Source organism: Spirosoma montaniterrae, assembly GCF_001988955.1.
Taxonomy (GTDB): Bacteria; Bacteroidota; Bacteroidia; order Cytophagales; family Spirosomataceae; genus Spirosoma; species Spirosoma montaniterrae.
Genome location: NZ_CP014263.1, coordinates 2,937,704 through 2,953,342 on the forward strand (window position 1 = coordinate 2,937,704; position 15,639 = coordinate 2,953,342).

Consider the following 15,639-nt stretch of genomic DNA (forward strand, 5'->3'; position numbering starts at 1 on the left):
CGCTGATTTTAGTACGCCGATTCGCGCAGACTAAAATCAGCGGAAAGCTGCGAGAAAATAGGATAGGTATGTATGCTTGCTGTTAGCGAGTTATCCCGCCAAAGTAGAGTCAATGTTCGTGCAGTTGATTGATTACCCTATCATTAATTCCTTACCTATTGTGAAACATTCCGTGGAACACCGCTTGGAATCGTGAAATCTATCCGGCATCTTTGGGTCTGCAACGCACAGACCCATGGGTAAAGTCATTGCTATCGCCAACCAAAAAGGGGGCGTCGGTAAAACAACAACAACAATCAACTTAGCCGCCAGTTTGGCCGCCCTCGAATTTCAAACGCTCATCGTTGACGCTGATCCACAAGCCAACTCAACGTCGGGCCTGGGGTATAACCCCAAAGAAATCGAGAACAGTATTTATGAATGTATGGTCGAGGGGGTTCGACCGCAGGACGCGATTATCCAGACGGATTTTCCGAACTTAGACCTGCTACCCTCACACATTGACCTTGTCGGTGCTGAAATTGAGATGATCAATCTTCAGAACCGCGAGGACAAGATGAAAAATGCGCTCGACAGCATCCGCGATTCGTATGACTTTGTCATTATCGACTGTTCGCCTTCGCTGGGTCTTATTACCATTAATAGTCTCACAGCCGCCGACTCAGTTATAATTCCCGTACAGTGTGAATATTTCGCGCTCGAAGGCTTGGGTAAGTTATTGAATACCATCAAGATCATTCAGTCGAGGCTAAACACGAACCTGTCTATTGAAGGCATTTTGCTGACAATGTACGACCTGCGCGTGCGGCTATCGAATCAGGTGGTAGGTGAAGTAACGAGCCATTTTCAACAAATGGTGTTCAATACCATTATTCCCCGCAATATCCGGCTGAGTGAGTCGCCCAGTTTTGGCGTACCTGCTTTGGCGCAGGATGCCGACAGCAAAGGCGCGGTAAGTTATTTGAACCTCGCCCGCGAGATTTTGATTAAAAACGGCCTGATGCCACAGGAAGCCTAAGCAACGCGGGTGGAAGCCCGTGATTTCTTCCAACACTGCGGGTTTTTACCCGCGTTACAGGTATGGAAAACGCGAACACCAAAGCACCAAATAAGAAAATGATTGGCTTGGGCCGGGGGTTGGGTGCGCTGTTGCACGACAGCGAATCCGTAAACCGGCAAAGTAAGCCGTCGCCTTTCGAGGCCATCAGCACGATGACCGAGATTGGGCTGTCGCTGATTGAAACCAACCCGTTCCAGCCGCGTACCCGTTTTGATGAAGAAGCTCTTCAGGAACTGGCCGAATCGATTCGGGTGCAGGGTATTATTCAGCCTATTACGGTTCGGCAACTCGGCAAAGATCGCTACCAGCTTATTTCGGGCGAACGCCGGTTGCAGGCTTCCAAGCTGATTGGGATGGTCACCATCCCGGCCTATGTGCGCACGGCCAACGACCAGCAAATGCTGGAAATGGCACTGATCGAGAACATTCAGCGCGAAAACCTCAACTCCATCGAAATTGCCCTCAGCTATCAGCGGCTCATTACCGAATGTAGTCTGAAACAGGAAGAACTGGGCGAACGCGTAGGGAAGAATCGCACAACGGTCAATAATTACATTCGGCTGCTGAAACTGCCGCCCGTAATTCAGGCCGCCCTCCGCGACAACCTCATCTCGATGGGCCACGCCCGCGCCATTATTAATATCGACAACCCCGACACGCAAATTCGGCTGTTCAACCGGGCCGTCGATGAAGAATGGTCGGTGCGGAAGGTAGAGGAAGCCGTTCGTAACCTTGCCGATGAGGCCAATCAGCCCACTACTACCCGGCGTGTTACGCTGCCCAAGCAGGAAATGCGCAGTTTGCAATTCAAACTGTCGTCGTTGTTTGGCACGAAAGTATCTATTAAAGCCGATGAGAAACACAAAGGCGAGATTAAGATACCATTCACCTCGCAGGAAGAACTAACCAAAATTCTGGAGGTGCTGAACTCGCAGGGGCAGGGGTAAGCGTGTTAAATTTTCGTAACGACGCACCGAACCAATCAAAACGCGCCGTTCGGGACGTTGTGTAAGCATGAAGCAATTTGTTGTCGCTCTTCGTATTACGCTGTTGCTGCTTGCGTCGATTCGGTTTTCGTGGGCGCAGCAACCTGCCATTACGCCAGCTCCTACGCCCGCAGCCGTTGATTCTACCCAAATCGATACGGACAGCATTCCCGTTCCTGCCGGGCAGGTCATTCGTGTGGGTCAATCCGAACTAATAAGCGATTCAAGTGCATTGGTCCGGCCCGACACAGCCCGCCTGACAGCAAAACAGGAAGCTCAGATTCGCAGGATTGTTCCGCGCGTTGCTACGCTTCGGTCGCTGATGCTGCCCGGTTTGGGGCAAGCCTATAACAGGCAGTATTATAAGATTCCGTTCATCTACGCCGGTTTCGGAGTGATGGGCTATTTGTTTGTGCGGTATCGGGGCCTGGCCCGTGAAGCCGCCGAAGGTTATCGACTCCTGCTGTTCGGCAACATGATTCGGCCCGAGCAACGAGCCACGCTTAGTCCTACGCAGGTGCCGGGTATTTTGATTAATCCGGCCGAAGTAAAGATACCTGCCGTGTACGACAAACCCGAACAGGTGATAATTGGCGAGGGGGTTTTTCGGTCGGCAGCCAATGCAAAAAATGCCTATGATACATATCGCCGGTATCGCGACCTGAACGTAATTTTGTCTATCGCACTCTACGCGCTCAATGCCGTTGAAGCCAACGTATCGGCGCACCTAAAAACCTTTGACCTCTCTGACGACATTTCGATGCGCGTCGAACCCAGCATATTGCCCATGCCCAGCACCGGCCTCGTTCCCGGTGTTCGGGTTGCACTAACATTCAAATGAAAAATGTAGAATGAAAAATGAAAAATGTTATAGTCTTTCACTAAAGCATTGGTAATCCCTTCACTTTTCATTCTACATTTTTCACTTTTCATTACCTATGAATATTCTTCTTCTTGGCTACGGTAAAATGGGGAAAACCATTGAGCAGATTGCGCTCGACCGGGGCCATCAGATTGCAGCCCGCATTGACGTCAACAACCGTGCTGATCTGGAAACCCTGCCCGCCGATGCTGTTGATGCGGTCATTGAATTCAGTTCGCCCGAATCGGCGGTCGAAAACATCAAAATCTGCCTGACACGCGGCTGGCCCGTAGTCTGCGGCACAACCGGCTGGCTCAGCCACCGTGCCGAAGTCGAGCAGTTGTGCCGCGATACAAACGGCGCATTTTTTTATGCGTCGAACTACAGCATTGGCGTAAACCTGTTTTTCCGGCTCAACAAAACGCTGGCGAAGTTCATGCGCGATTATCCGTCGTATCGGGCATCGATGACCGAAATTCATCATACCGAGAAAAAAGACGCGCCCAGTGGCACGGCCATTACACTGGCAGAAGGATTGCTGGAACACTTACCACACAAAAGCCGTTGGACGCTTAAAGAAACCGACCATCCAAATTTGGGTGAAAATCAGGCCGATGCGGTTGAAATTGAGTCGCTGCGCGAAGGCGCGGTGCCCGGTACGCATACCGTCCGGTTCGATTCGGACGTTGACCTGATAGAAATTACGCACGTCGCCCACAGCCGACAGGGCTTTGCGCTCGGTGCCGTTGTGGCTGCCGAGTGGCTCGCTGGCCGCGAAGGCGTGTTTGGGATGGATGATCTGTTAGGAGTGATGAGTGATGAACGATGAGTGATGAGTTTGCTGACGCCAGGTCATTTCTTGTGTAGCACTCATCGTTCATCATTCATCACTCATCGTTCATCACTTATAACTTGTAGAATACTGTGTCTGAAGTAAAAACTCGTGCCGACGTGAAGCCGGCCAAAGCTAAAAAATCGGCCATCCGCGAATGGTTCGACTCGGTTCTGTTTGCCGTTGTGGCCGCAACACTCATTCGGTGGCTGTTTATGGAAGCCTTTACGATTCCAACGCCTTCGATGGAGAATAGCCTGATGGTGGGCGATTTTCTGTTTGTCAGCAAACTCCACTACGGCACCCGAACACCCCGGACGCCCCTGCAAGTGCCACTAACGCACCAGAAAATCTGGGGCACCAACATTCCGTCGTATAGCACGGCCATTCAGTTGCCGTCGTACCGCCTGCCGGGCTTCACAAGCGTTAAGAATGGCGACGTGGTCGTATTTAACGTGCCGCCCAAATACCTGAACGAAAACATCGACTACCCTGTCGATTTGAAAACCAACTATATCAAACGCTGCATCGGCATTCCGGGCGACGTTCTCGAAATAAAGCAGCGCGTGGTGTACGTAAACGGCAAAGAGTTTCCGAAGCCACCCCGCTCCGAGTATAAATTTTTCATCAAAACGACTGAGGTGCTCGACGCGAATTTCTTCCGTAAATACGACATCGTGAATGACTACCGCGACCCGAACCAGCCTACCGAGAACTGGAAACCGCAGGAGCAATATAACGATTCGACCAAAACAACGGCTTTGGTTGGCTACGTACTTAATACCACAGAAGACGTTATTGCTCAGTTCAAAAACTTTGATTGGGTGAAAGGTATCGAGCCGCTCGTCGACAAGCCGGGCGAAACCATGCCGGGCATTTACGGTACGCCAACGTTTAACTGGAATCACGATAATTTTGGTCCGATTACCGTTCCGAAAAAGGGTGCAACCATTCAAATTGATGCCAAAACGGTTGCGCTCTACGGCCCGGTCATTGAACTTTATGAGGGTAACGAAAAGGTAGAGACCACCCCCACGAGCATCAAAATCAACGGTCAGCCGATTACGTCGTACACGTTTAAGCAGGATTATTACTTCATGATGGGCGACAACCGCGACAACTCGCTCGATTCGCGGTTTTGGGGCTTTGTACCCGAAGACCACATTGTTGGTAAAGCGGTATTCGTCTGGATGTCGCTCGACCCCAATCCAGCTAACATCTGGAACAAAATCCGCTGGAACCGCCTGTTCAGAACGATAGACTAAAAAAGTTGTATAGTTATAAAGTTACAGGGTTGTAAAGTTAGCTGGCGCGTTCAGAAACCGGCGGAGCCAACTTTACAACCCTGTAACTTTATAACGCAATAACTACCATTCTATCGGCTTCAGCCCCTTGCTTTCGAGGTATTCATTGGCCTGGCTGAAGTGTTTGTTGCCGAACCAGCCTCCCCACTGTGCAGCCATTGGGGAAGGATGTTTAGCTTTCAGAATCAGGTGCTTTTTGCTGTTGATAACCGCGCCTTTCTTTTGGGCGTAGGCTCCCCAAAGCATGAACACCACGTTCTCTTTCTCGTCGGATATTAATTTAATCACGGCGTCGGTGAACGTCTCCCAGCCTTTGCCCTGATGCGATCCGGCCTGCCCTGCACGCACGGTCAGTGTAGCATTGAGCAGCATTACGCCCTGACTCGCCCAGCGTTCGAGATTACCTGATTTCGGTATGGGTTTCCCTAAATCGTCCTGAATCTCCTTAAAAATATTGACGAGCGATGGTGGTTTTTGGATGCCATCGGCCACTGAAAACGCCAATCCGTTGGCTTGCCCTTCGCCGTGATAGGGGTCCTGACCTAAAATAACGACCCGTGTATCGTCGAAACTGCATTTGTCGAACGCGTTGAAAATCAGCCGTCCCGGAGGGAACACACGTTGCGTACTATATTCGTGCCGCAGAAATTCGGCTAACTGAACAAAGTACGGCTTATCAAATTCGGCTTGTAGCCGCAACTGCCAGGACTCGGCGATAGATACTTTCATGAGTAAACGAATGCGTGAACGGATTGTCTATACGTAAACAAGACAGAATTAGCTGCAAAAATTTTTTGGAGCGGGTTCTTGCGTAACAGAACTAATCAACTTAATTTTCGTTGTAAGGTTGCCAAACGACACGAATTTTATGGTATCGTCCGTCACAGAAGGCGTAAAAGTTAGCGTGAAGACCGAGTACCAGTCGGATTATTCAAGCCCGATGCAGGCACATTACGTGTTTACGTACCGGATCACGATTGAAAACGCAAGCGACTACACCATCCAGTTGCTTCGGCGGCATTGGCTGATTTTTGACTCGAACGGCACTGTTCGCGAGGTAGAAGGTGAAGGGGTAGTGGGTTTGCAGCCCGTACTTGAACCCGGCGAAGTGCATGAGTACGTGTCGGGTTGCAATTTGCGCTCAAGTATGGGCAAAATGACCGGTACTTACCTCATCGAACGCATCATCGACGGCAAACAGGTACGCGTTACCATTCCCGAATTCACGATGATTGCGCCGTTTAAACTGAATTAAGTTGTTTCTCGCTTATCTCCGCTATCTCGCCCGCGCCCGCGACGAGCATTCTCTTCATTCGCCGTTTTTATTTTCGCTCTACACTACTGTTATCCGTGCCGACAATCGGCGCGAAGCGGCTTTCCGCCCAATTCGTGCACTGCGGCAACGGCTCCTGAACAACCGCCATTCCATTCAGATTACCGACTACGGAGCCGGTTCGCGCCTGAACCGTTCTAACCGCCGACGTATTAGCGATATTGCCCGTACCTCGCAAAAATCTGAACGCTTTGGACGACTGTTGTTTCGGCTTCTCCGGCATTCTGAAGCGCGAACGGTACTTGAACTGGGCACGTCGCTCGGTCTGACTACGGCATATTTAGCCGAAGCCGTTCGCCCGCAACAGGGCCGTGTGTTGACGTTTGAGGGATGCCCGCAAACAGCCACCGTAGCACGTCGAAACGTTGACGAACTAAATCTATCAAACGTAGAAATTATAGTAGGCAACCTCGACCAAACACTAATCCAGCAAACGGCAGGGTTATCAATGGTTGACCTGGTATTTTTCGATGCCAACCACCGCTACGAACCGACTGTCCGGTATTTTGAAACGCTCCTCCCCTACGCGCACAATGACACTGTGTTTGTGTTTGACGACATTCACTGGTCAGCCGATATGGAACGAGCCTGGACCTATTTAAAAACTCACCCTGCTGTTACGGTCACGGTCGATTTATTCTGGGTTGGGCTTGTCTTTTTCAGAAAAGAGCAGCCAAAGCAGGATTTCGTGTTGCGGTTTTGACTGAGTTTTCCATAAAAAGCGAATGCCATTACTTGACGTAATGGCATTCGCTTTTTATGGAAAACCAGCAACGGTTTGATTACCGCGCAATTTCAACGTTCACTCGGCGACCTTTGATGGTGTTGCCTTCCATAGCATCGACCACCCGATTAGCCACGTCTTTCGGTACGTCAACGTAGGTGTGCTTGTCGAAGATATCGATGCTCCCGATGGTGTTGCCAGGAATGTTAGCCTCACCGGCAATGGCACCGACAATATCGCCCGGACGCACAAAATCACGCCGACCAATGCTCACCATCAGGCGGGTCATGTTGGCTTCGCGCTCGCGCGGAGCCCGCTTCTCGTTACGGTCGCGATCTCCCCCACGGCGATCCTCGCGGTCGCCAAAGCGCGGGCGATCTGCTCCCTCACTACGGCCAAAACGGCCCTGATCACGGTCATTACCCCGGCCCCGGTCGTCGCGGTCGCCGAAACGGCCCCGACCTTCAGCGCGGTCGCCAAAACGGCCACGGCCTTCGGTGCGGTCGCCGAAACGCCCTCCCCGGTCATCGCGGTCGCCGTAGCGATCTCCTCCCCGACGGTCTGGTCCTTCGCGACGGCGGTCGTCGTCAAGGCCAAGATTCTGGTCGGCGAATTCGTTTTTCTCTAAGCCCATGCTGCGTTTCACGAGCGCGGCCACAACCTGCTCGGTCGAGAAACCGGCGTGGTGCAACTGCGTCAGCGTATCTTCATAGAGGTTCAAATCCTTGCTCTCCTGAATGGTTTGCTGAACCTGCTCGATAAAGCGGGCTTTGCGCACACCCACGATGTCTTCAAACGACGGAATAACGCCCTTTTCGACCCGTACTTTGGTATACGACTGAATTTCGCGGAAACGGTATTTTTCGTCACGACCTACCATCGAGAACGCCCGGCCCGACTTACCCGCCCGGCCTGTACGGCCAATACGGTGTACGTAATATTCTTCATCGAGCGGAATATCGAAGTTGATAACCGCGTCGACATCGTCGACGTCGATACCGCGTGCCGCTACGTCGGTGGCAACCAGAATGCTGGTTGTACCTGAGCGGAACTTGCCCATTACGTTATTACGCTGTGCCTGCCGCAGATCGCCGTGCAAGCCTTCGGCCTGATAGCCCCGAATTTGCAGGTCTTCAACAATCTCATCGACTTTGCGCTTTGTATTACAGAACACCAGCATCAGTTTGAGGTCGTACATGTCGATCAACCGGCACATCACCTCAACTTTAGCTTTCGGCTTCACTTCAAAATAGACCTGCTCGATGTTGGTGTTGGTCAGTTCTCTCTTGACCACCTTCACCAACACAGGGTCTTTCTGAAATTTCTGCGTAATCTGCATAATCGGCTTCGACATCGTAGCCGAGAACAGGATTGTCTGCCGCTCTTCGGGCATATCTTCCAGTATGCTTTCAATATCTTCACGGAAGCCCATGTCCAGCATTTCGTCGGCCTCGTCAAGAATCATCATCTTCACGTTGTCGAGCTTGAGCGTGTTACGCTCCATGTGGTCCATAACACGGCCTGGCGTACCAATCACGATGTGTACGCCCGACTTGAGTGAGCGAATCTGACGTTCGATAGAATCACCGCCGTAGATAGCTTCGATACGTACACCGCGCTTGTATTTAGCAAGCTTACGGATTTCCTCCGACACCTGTAGGGCCAGTTCGCGGGTAGGGCAAAGAACAAGCACCTGCACCGAACGGTCCTGCGTATCGATCAAATCGAGAGCAGGAATACCGAATGCGGCTGTTTTACCCGTTCCCGTCTGGGCCTGACCAATTACATCGCGACCAGCCAGAATGGGCGGAATCGCTTCGGCCTGAATCGGCGACGGGCTAACGAAGCCCATATCGGTCACGGCCTGCAAAATTTCGTCTGAAATGGCAAGGTCAGAGAACAGCGGCACAGCCGGTTCGGTTTTGGCCGGAGCCGTTGCCGAAGCAACTGGCTGTGCTATTAAAACGGGCGACACTTCGGCCTGTACGGGTTCAGTCTGAACTAATTCTTCCTGAACTTGCTCAGCCTGAACTGGCTCGTTTTCAACAATTTCCGCCATCGGCATTTCGTCGATTGCGGGGGTGTCCTCCGTTTTTTTAGTGCGGGGTTTAGCTGCTTTTTTCTTTGGCGTTTCGGCAGTAGCGTCGGTTGCGGGCGTAGCGGCAGCGGCCATTTGCTGGGCTACCTGTTCAATTTGGTCGAGCGTCAGGAGATCGTCCTGTGCATCGGCCTTTGTTTTTTTCGTTTTCATAAACTTGGAAAAATAGATAATAAACCCTCCAAGCGAAGACGAGTGTGTACCGGTGAACGGCGCGATACTGCGAGAATTGCCCAACGAACGATGCCCAACGACCCAACAAGGACCAACAGCCCCCTAACCAACCACGGGGGAGAAGACAGCGAAAATTGACGATTAGCCCACGCGCAAGTGTTCCGTCACAGCGGAACGTCCACACAGAAAACCCATCCAGTACATCCGTACAGTAGTTCTGGCAGACCCAACTCAGCGTGTAAAACAGGAGAAGACCAGAAACGCGACGGATGTCGCTTGTAAAATCTGGTGCAAAATTAAGAAGAATATCTTTAAATTGCAAATAAGCGTTTGTTATTGTTGTATTATTTTGAGAAACCCCGAATGATCGGCAAAACTATCATGCTCTTCGGAGTCGCGCTGTTGTTACCTGCCCTGTCGTAAGCCTTCTGCTGAACGTCATTATCGCTCTGGTCCGTCGTTTTTTCGGGTCGTAGCTTCCGCTGGCTTGGCAGGCGCATTGATGCTGTAGGTAAGTTTATTCAGGTAAAAAACCTCACGCTGAGGTGCGTTTGGGCGGTTTTGGGCAATCTTCTGAAAGCCACAGGCCAGAAAATACCGGTCGTACCACGCCATTACGTTTTCCTGCGCCGAAAACGTAACCCGTTCGTTTTCGATGTTTGTTTGTAGCTTGAACGTTTCCGTCTGTCGGAGTACCTCGCTGCCCTGAATTACCGACGTTGTAATTTGCCCGTCGTTGGGGTATGCCAGTACCATACGGTCGTCCTGTTGCGAAAGCTGCACCATCTCAGCCAGATCAGGACTTACCAATTCTTTGATTGGCAGGCAGTTGTCCCACAGTAAATTCCCCTGTTTGTCAAATCCACAGACAAATGCGTGCGTGAATCGAAACCCGTCGTAGCGGTCGGCTCCGCGCAGGTAGCCACCATACATAATCGAGTTACCCCGATACTGCGGGTAATAAACTTCAGCAATGAGCGTCAGACCGTTGGGCGAGGGTTGCAGATCATGAACCAGCAGCCGATACCGAAATTTATAGTCTTTCCCCTCTTCTTTTTTCTTTTGAGCTTTCGCCAGTATTTTTTGCTGCCGGTTGGGTTTCAGGTAGTTGAAAAAATTCTGCAATTGCGAAAATTCGACGTACCGGATATTGCGGGCCGCTTCGTCGGCAGCATCGGCAGAGTCGGTATGGCGAATGCGAGTTACGTAAATACCCTGCGAGAATGGTGTGCAGTCGGTTGAGTAGTTACCTACCAACATTGATTCCTGCTCGTTGATGGGCAGTAGTTTACCCGAAATCAGGTTATGTTTGGGGTCGTTGAAATCAACCGTTCGGGTTAGTTTGCCGTCGTAGTTGTAGGTTCGGATCGAGAATGTACACCGTCGGCGCGATGAATGCACCAGCACGTTGATTTCGCGCCGGGCGTCGTCAACTTCTACGCTGTTCAGTTCCATGTTGTTGACATACATGCCGGGCAGCACTTTGGCCGTGTGGTCGAAAAACGAGAACGACATCACCACGGGCCGCCCGTGCCGGTAGCCGCCCACATACGCCTGACTACCCATTACCTTAAACTGCTGTACATCGAATTGATCGAGCAAATGGCCCTGATGCGTTTCCACGCTGCCATCATCGAGATTAAGTTGCAGAAACTCGAATTCATTGCTGTCGTAATTGCGTAGCAAATGGTACTCATACTGCTCGTTATGGTACGACAACAGAGGCCGAAACCGAATATCCTGCGTGACTTTGCGTTTCCAGATGAGTTTCAGGTTTTTATCGAACCGCTGAAAATGAAACCGGGTTGGCGTATTATCAACAATGCCGCCCGTCCGCACGGTCATCAGCAAACCGCGTTCGGCCAATGGCAGCACGTCGAAGGCTTCGGCTTCGTTGGGATCGGCGGGCACCTCAACCCGAACGGCCTGCGCCAACTGCGCCCGCACCAGACCAATGGGCAGGTTTAACAGAACGAGGCAGAGAAAAAGTTGGACATGACGCATGTATCAAATGTACGAAGTACGCATGATGATAGTAACTATCCAGCCGCAAAATTGATGCCTCATACATAAAGCCGGGCAACTATCTTTGTCTTGAACTGGTATTATCTGGCTATTATCACATGCCCCACGCGTTGATTTCGCAGCGAAACGTATCTATACTGCTTTCTTTTTTTATTGTTCTGACGGGTCTGACATACTGGCATCGCTACCCAACGGGCGATGATGCCTGGTTTGCCGAGCAGTCGTACTGGCTGCAAAAAGAGGGCGTAATCCGATCAGAGTTTTTCAGGGGCATCCTGGGTTGGGAGAACCAGCTCTTGGTCAGCCATAAACTTTTCCTGCTGTTCGGGGCGGGGCTGATTCGGCTGTTTGGGTATCAATTGCCAACGGTTCAGTTTGTAGGTTTTATCTGCTTTTGCGTGCTGGTGGCCCAACTGATCTATTACGTCCGGCAACACGAACGCAACAACACCGGCTGGTATGTTCTGGCGGTTTTGGTACTCGTTTTCGCCAACCGGGTAATGGTGCGTATGAGTTTCGAGAACCGCCCGGAACTAATGCTGGCCGCTTTTGGCTTCGGCTCGTTTCTCTGTCTACAAAGCCGACCAACCACACCCGTCAAAACCGTATTGGCCGCTATGCTGGCGGGCATGGCAATGCTGGCTCACCTCAACGGGGTTATTTATTTGATTGCTGGCTTTGGGCTGCTCCTTTACCAGCGGCAGTATAAAAACGGGTTGATTTTTGCCGTAGCAGGTGGGTTAACTGGACTGCTGTATTTTGTTGACGTGATGCAGGCCACCAACGGATTTTCAGTGTGGTACTACCAATTTCGGAACGACCCCGCCACGCAGGATGCGTTTGGGCTAATGGCGAAGCTGCTGGTCATGCTCACGTATCCGAAGCTGTTTTTCGAATCGCCCGAACAGGCCGCGCTATCGCTGCTGCTGGTGTTCCTGCTTTGGCACCAACGCCGGTTATTAAGCCGTATCAATCAGCCGCTACGGGTATATGCACTTATTTTGCTGGTCTCATTCTGGCTACTAACCAAGAAAGGTTCCGGCACGTACCTGCCGCTGTTCATGCCGTTTATGTTTGCCCTGATTTATGAGCTATACCGCGTAAACCCATTCAAAAAGACAGCCCTATATGTGGTTTTAGCCGTGTACTTCATTATTGGCATCTACGGGACCGTGGAAATTATCTATAAAAATTTCTCTCAGCAGTATCTGCCTGTCGCCTACGAACGCCTACGTGCCAAGATTTCGCCGGGCCAAACGGGGCTGGTTCCACTAACCTTTTTTTTCAACGAGTATGAACACTATTCTCATCTGCTCAGCAACGAGAATTACAAACATCACGCCACACCCACAACCAACCCGGCGGCTGACATGGCGACATGGGCGTATGAGCGTGATGTAGATTTTATTCTGATGGATTACACGTACCGGCGCGAAGACTTCTATCCCGAATTAGGCACAGAACAGTTGCCCCATTACAAGCTTTCTTACGTTGATAACAGATTCGCCATCTACAAACGCCAGTAGCTGTTTATTGCCCCGTCTACACGCAAAACACTCAGACACTCCAGCGTTTCTTCAGGAAATCTTTCATAAACACGTTAATATCCCACTGACTCGCCACGGGCTGATTGGTATAGGGCAGCGTTGGTAAGTAGCCCGGTGCGGGGCCAAATTCGCAGGTAACGGTCAGTGCGGGAGCATTGGCCCGTTGTAGACGGGTGCGGATGGCATCCCACCACCTGGCGTGCGTTTCGAGGGCGTTGGCCCACTCCGGCGCACGCGGGTCCGATACCTGCGGAGCTTCGGGTTGCCCCACACGGCAGTGGACGTGGTCGCTGACGGCGATAGCCCGGTTCACGTTCTCGGCCTGATCGGTCAGGTATGATTCGGCCACGTTGACCCAGTGAGAATAATCGGCGGTCAGGCGCAGATTGGGCAGTTTCAGCAGGTAATACTGAATGGCGGGCGCACTGTAGCTGAAGCGGCCCCGGTGGGTTTCGTGCAGAATTTTCACGCCCGTTTGCTTTGCCACCTCGTCGGCCACCTGAATCAGTTCGGCGTTTTGCTCGAAGGTGAAATAATCGTGGCCGGTGTGCGAGTTGATAAACAGCGGCTTGTTTGACGCCACGTCGAGCAGGTCGTCGCGAAATTTCTGTTTGTGTTCGGCGAAGTCAGCCCCGCCACCGAAAGCCATCAGAATAACTTCCAGGCCATTATCACGCATGGTCTGAACGGCTTCTTTGCGCTTGCCGGGTCCGGCAGCAATTTCCATGCCGTCGTATCCGGCAGTTTTTACACGTTTGGCCGCTTCGGCGAAGGGCAGGCTTTCCATGCCCCACATCGGGCAGAAGAATTGGGTTTTCATGCAGAAAAATAAGCAAAAATTTATACGATAAGCTCTTTTGCACGGAAAGCCGGGCTTTTCCACGTACTTATATCATCTTGAGTTAACTATGGCGTATTGCTGACGCGAGTGAGACGCAAAGGGTTGCGTCTCTACGCCGGACGGTCAACTGTAGAGACGCAACCCTTTGCGTCTCAGCCATGCGTCAGCAATACGGCATAGGCGATTCCATTTGGTATTACTATATTCGTTGCTATGAACCGCTCTATTCTTCTTCTATTACTTCTGTACTCCGGCCTGACCTCGGCGCAGGTTGTCGTTAACGGCAAAGACATCAACAAGTTGCCTGATGTTGAGTACATTGAGTTAATACAGGATCAGCGGCCATTTATGCAGCGGCAGGTTTTCGCCGTGATCGATTATGGTCAAACGATTCGGTGGTTAGAATTACGACTGCACCGGATTCAGGACGAAAACGGTGGCGACAAACTCTTTGGCAGCGAAATGGATATCTTCAATTTTCTACACCGAAACGGCTGGGTTCACGAAACTACCTATGCCCGAGAATCCTGCGTGTATCACATTTTTCGGCGGCAAAAAGCAGTACCCGCCGAACGATAATATGGTCCTTCTGTCGTTAGGTTAGGTCCGAACCGTGCAGCTATCTGCTGTTCTATTGAAAATTCGTACTTTGCGCCATCATTCGCTCCGCACTTCGTCTGAACTATCTTTGACTTAATTTTTTCTGTTCATAGTTCAAAAATCAGTATTTGTATGTCTGAAGTAGCCACCCGCTTTGCGCCCGGTGTTGTGACCGGCGAAGGCGTTTCTGAGATTTTCCGGCACGCCAACGAAAACGATTATGCCCTGCCCGCCGTGAACGTGGTCGGCACCAACTCGGTAAACGCAGTTCTCGAAACAGCCAAAGCCGTCAACTCGCCCGTTATTATTCAATTCTCGAACGGGGGCGGTATTTTTTACGCCGGTAAATCGCTCTCGAACGAAGGCCAGAAAGCGGCCATTGCCGGGTCGGTGTCGGGTGCGCTGCACATTCACAATATCGCCGAATTATATGGCGTACCCGTGATTTTGCATACCGACCACTGCGCCAAAAAACTATTACCCTGGATCGACGGTCTGCTGACGGCCTCCGAACGGCATTTCGACCAAACAGGCAAGCCGCTTTTTTCGTCGCACATGCTCGACCTGTCGGAAGAACCTATCGAAGAAAACATCGAAATTTCGTGCCAGTATTTCGAGCGCATGGCGAAAATGGGCATGACGCTTGAGATCGAACTCGGCGTAACGGGTGGCGAAGAAGACGGCGTTGACAATTCCGACGTTGACGACTCCAAACTGTACACGCAGCCGTCGGAAGTGGCGTATGCCTACGAACACCTGAACAAAATTTCGCCCAATTTCACCATTGCGGCTGCATTCGGCAACGTACACGGCGTGTATAAACCCGGCAACGTGAAGCTGTCGCCCATTATCCTGAAAAACTCGCAGGATTATATTCAGGAGAAATTTGGTACGAGTCCGCTGCCGGTGAATTTCGTCTTCCACGGCGGTTCGGGATCGAGCCGCGAAGAAATCCGCGAAGCCATTCAGTACGGTGCGATCAAAATGAACATCGATACCGACATGCAATGGTCTACCTGGGAAGGCGTGCTGAACTACTACAAAGCGAAAGAAGGCTATCTGCAGAGTCAGCTTGGCAACCCGGAAGGGTCCGACTCGCCGAACAAAAAATACTACGACCCGCGTGTGTGGCTCCGCAAAGGCGAAGAAAGCATGATAGCGCGGCTGAAACTGGCATTCGAGGATTTGAACTGCATCAACCGGCTGGCATAAGGCAATGATTGGCGTTCACCCCACCCCAACCCCTCCCCGTT

General features: G+C 51.4%; 14 protein-coding genes. 10 read left to right on the forward strand and 4 right to left on the reverse strand.

Features of this window, described 5'->3' with window-relative positions:
• The first annotated feature begins 235 nt into the window (after positions 1–235).
• From AWR27_RS12730 to lepB, 5 genes are all read left to right on the forward strand, one after another.
• The gene (locus tag AWR27_RS12730; protein ID WP_077131518.1) at positions 236–1,018 is read left to right on the forward strand and encodes a ParA family protein; all 783 of its coding nucleotides are present in this window, start codon (positions 236–238) and stop codon (positions 1,016–1,018) included.
• Positions 1,019–1,080: 62 nt separating this feature from the next.
• The gene (locus tag AWR27_RS12735; RefSeq protein WP_077131519.1) at positions 1,081–2,007 is read left to right on the forward strand and encodes a ParB/RepB/Spo0J family partition protein; all 927 of its coding nucleotides are present in this window, start codon (positions 1,081–1,083) and stop codon (positions 2,005–2,007) included.
• A 67-nt stretch (positions 2,008–2,074) separates the two neighbouring features.
• Entirely contained in the window at positions 2,075–2,887 is an 813-nt protein-coding gene (locus AWR27_RS12740) for a DUF5683 domain-containing protein (protein WP_077131520.1), read from the forward strand.
• A 97-nt stretch (positions 2,888–2,984) separates the two neighbouring features.
• Positions 2,985–3,737 carry a 4-hydroxy-tetrahydrodipicolinate reductase gene (gene dapB, locus AWR27_RS12745; RefSeq protein ID WP_077131521.1) on the forward strand — a complete coding sequence of 251 codons (753 nt, stop codon included), beginning with the start codon at positions 2,985–2,987 and terminating at the stop codon, positions 3,735–3,737.
• 95 nt (positions 3,738–3,832) lie between these two features.
• A complete protein-coding gene (gene lepB, locus AWR27_RS12750) occupies positions 3,833–5,005 on the forward strand; it encodes a signal peptidase I (protein ID WP_077131522.1) in 1,173 nt (390 codons plus the stop codon).
• A 102-nt stretch (positions 5,006–5,107) separates the two neighbouring features.
• Here the strand turns inward: lepB and ung are convergent, their stop codons facing one another.
• Positions 5,108–5,773, reverse strand: a complete 666-nt coding sequence (gene ung / locus AWR27_RS12755; protein ID WP_077131523.1) for a uracil-DNA glycosylase — start codon at positions 5,771–5,773, stop codon at positions 5,108–5,110.
• A gap of 139 nt (positions 5,774–5,912) precedes the next feature.
• Between ung and apaG the strand changes: the two genes are divergently transcribed.
• Both apaG and AWR27_RS12765 read left to right on the forward strand, forming a co-directional pair.
• A complete protein-coding gene (gene apaG / locus AWR27_RS12760) occupies positions 5,913–6,299 on the forward strand; it encodes a Co2+/Mg2+ efflux protein ApaG (RefSeq protein WP_077131524.1) in 387 nt (128 codons plus the stop codon).
• A gap of 1 nt (position 6,300) precedes the next feature.
• Complete coding sequence (locus tag AWR27_RS12765; RefSeq protein ID WP_077131525.1) at positions 6,301–7,080, forward strand: O-methyltransferase; 780 nt, start codon at positions 6,301–6,303, stop codon at positions 7,078–7,080.
• A 79-nt stretch (positions 7,081–7,159) separates the two neighbouring features.
• Here AWR27_RS12765 and AWR27_RS12770 read toward each other — a convergent pair whose 3' ends face one another.
• Positions 7,160–9,352, reverse strand: a complete 2,193-nt coding sequence (locus AWR27_RS12770) for a DEAD/DEAH box helicase (protein ID WP_077131526.1) — start codon at positions 9,350–9,352, stop codon at positions 7,160–7,162.
• A gap of 462 nt (positions 9,353–9,814) precedes the next feature.
• On the reverse strand, positions 9,815–11,377 hold the full coding sequence (locus tag AWR27_RS12775) for a hypothetical protein (RefSeq protein ID WP_077131527.1): 1,563 nt from the start codon (positions 11,375–11,377) through the stop codon (positions 9,815–9,817).
• 119 nt (positions 11,378–11,496) lie between these two features.
• Here AWR27_RS12775 and AWR27_RS12780 point away from each other — a divergent pair, with 119 nt between their 5' ends.
• Complete coding sequence (locus AWR27_RS12780; RefSeq protein WP_077131528.1) at positions 11,497–12,924, forward strand: hypothetical protein; 1,428 nt, start codon at positions 11,497–11,499, stop codon at positions 12,922–12,924.
• Positions 12,925–12,955: 31 nt separating this feature from the next.
• On the opposite strand, the gene AWR27_RS12785 is transcribed toward AWR27_RS12780, so the two are convergent.
• Positions 12,956–13,765, reverse strand: coding sequence for a sugar phosphate isomerase/epimerase family protein (locus tag AWR27_RS12785; RefSeq protein WP_077131529.1), 810 nt, complete (start codon positions 13,763–13,765; stop codon positions 12,956–12,958).
• Between the two features lie 234 nt (positions 13,766–13,999).
• On the opposite strand from AWR27_RS12785, the gene AWR27_RS12790 reads away from it, so the two are divergent.
• Positions 14,000–14,365 carry a hypothetical protein gene (locus AWR27_RS12790; RefSeq protein ID WP_077131530.1) on the forward strand — a complete coding sequence of 122 codons (366 nt, stop codon included), beginning with the start codon at positions 14,000–14,002 and terminating at the stop codon, positions 14,363–14,365.
• Positions 14,366–14,518: 153 nt separating this feature from the next.
• Positions 14,519–15,598, forward strand: a complete 1,080-nt coding sequence (gene fbaA / locus AWR27_RS12795) for a class II fructose-bisphosphate aldolase (RefSeq protein ID WP_077131531.1) — start codon at positions 14,519–14,521, stop codon at positions 15,596–15,598.
• Positions 15,599–15,639: the final 41 nt, after the last annotated feature.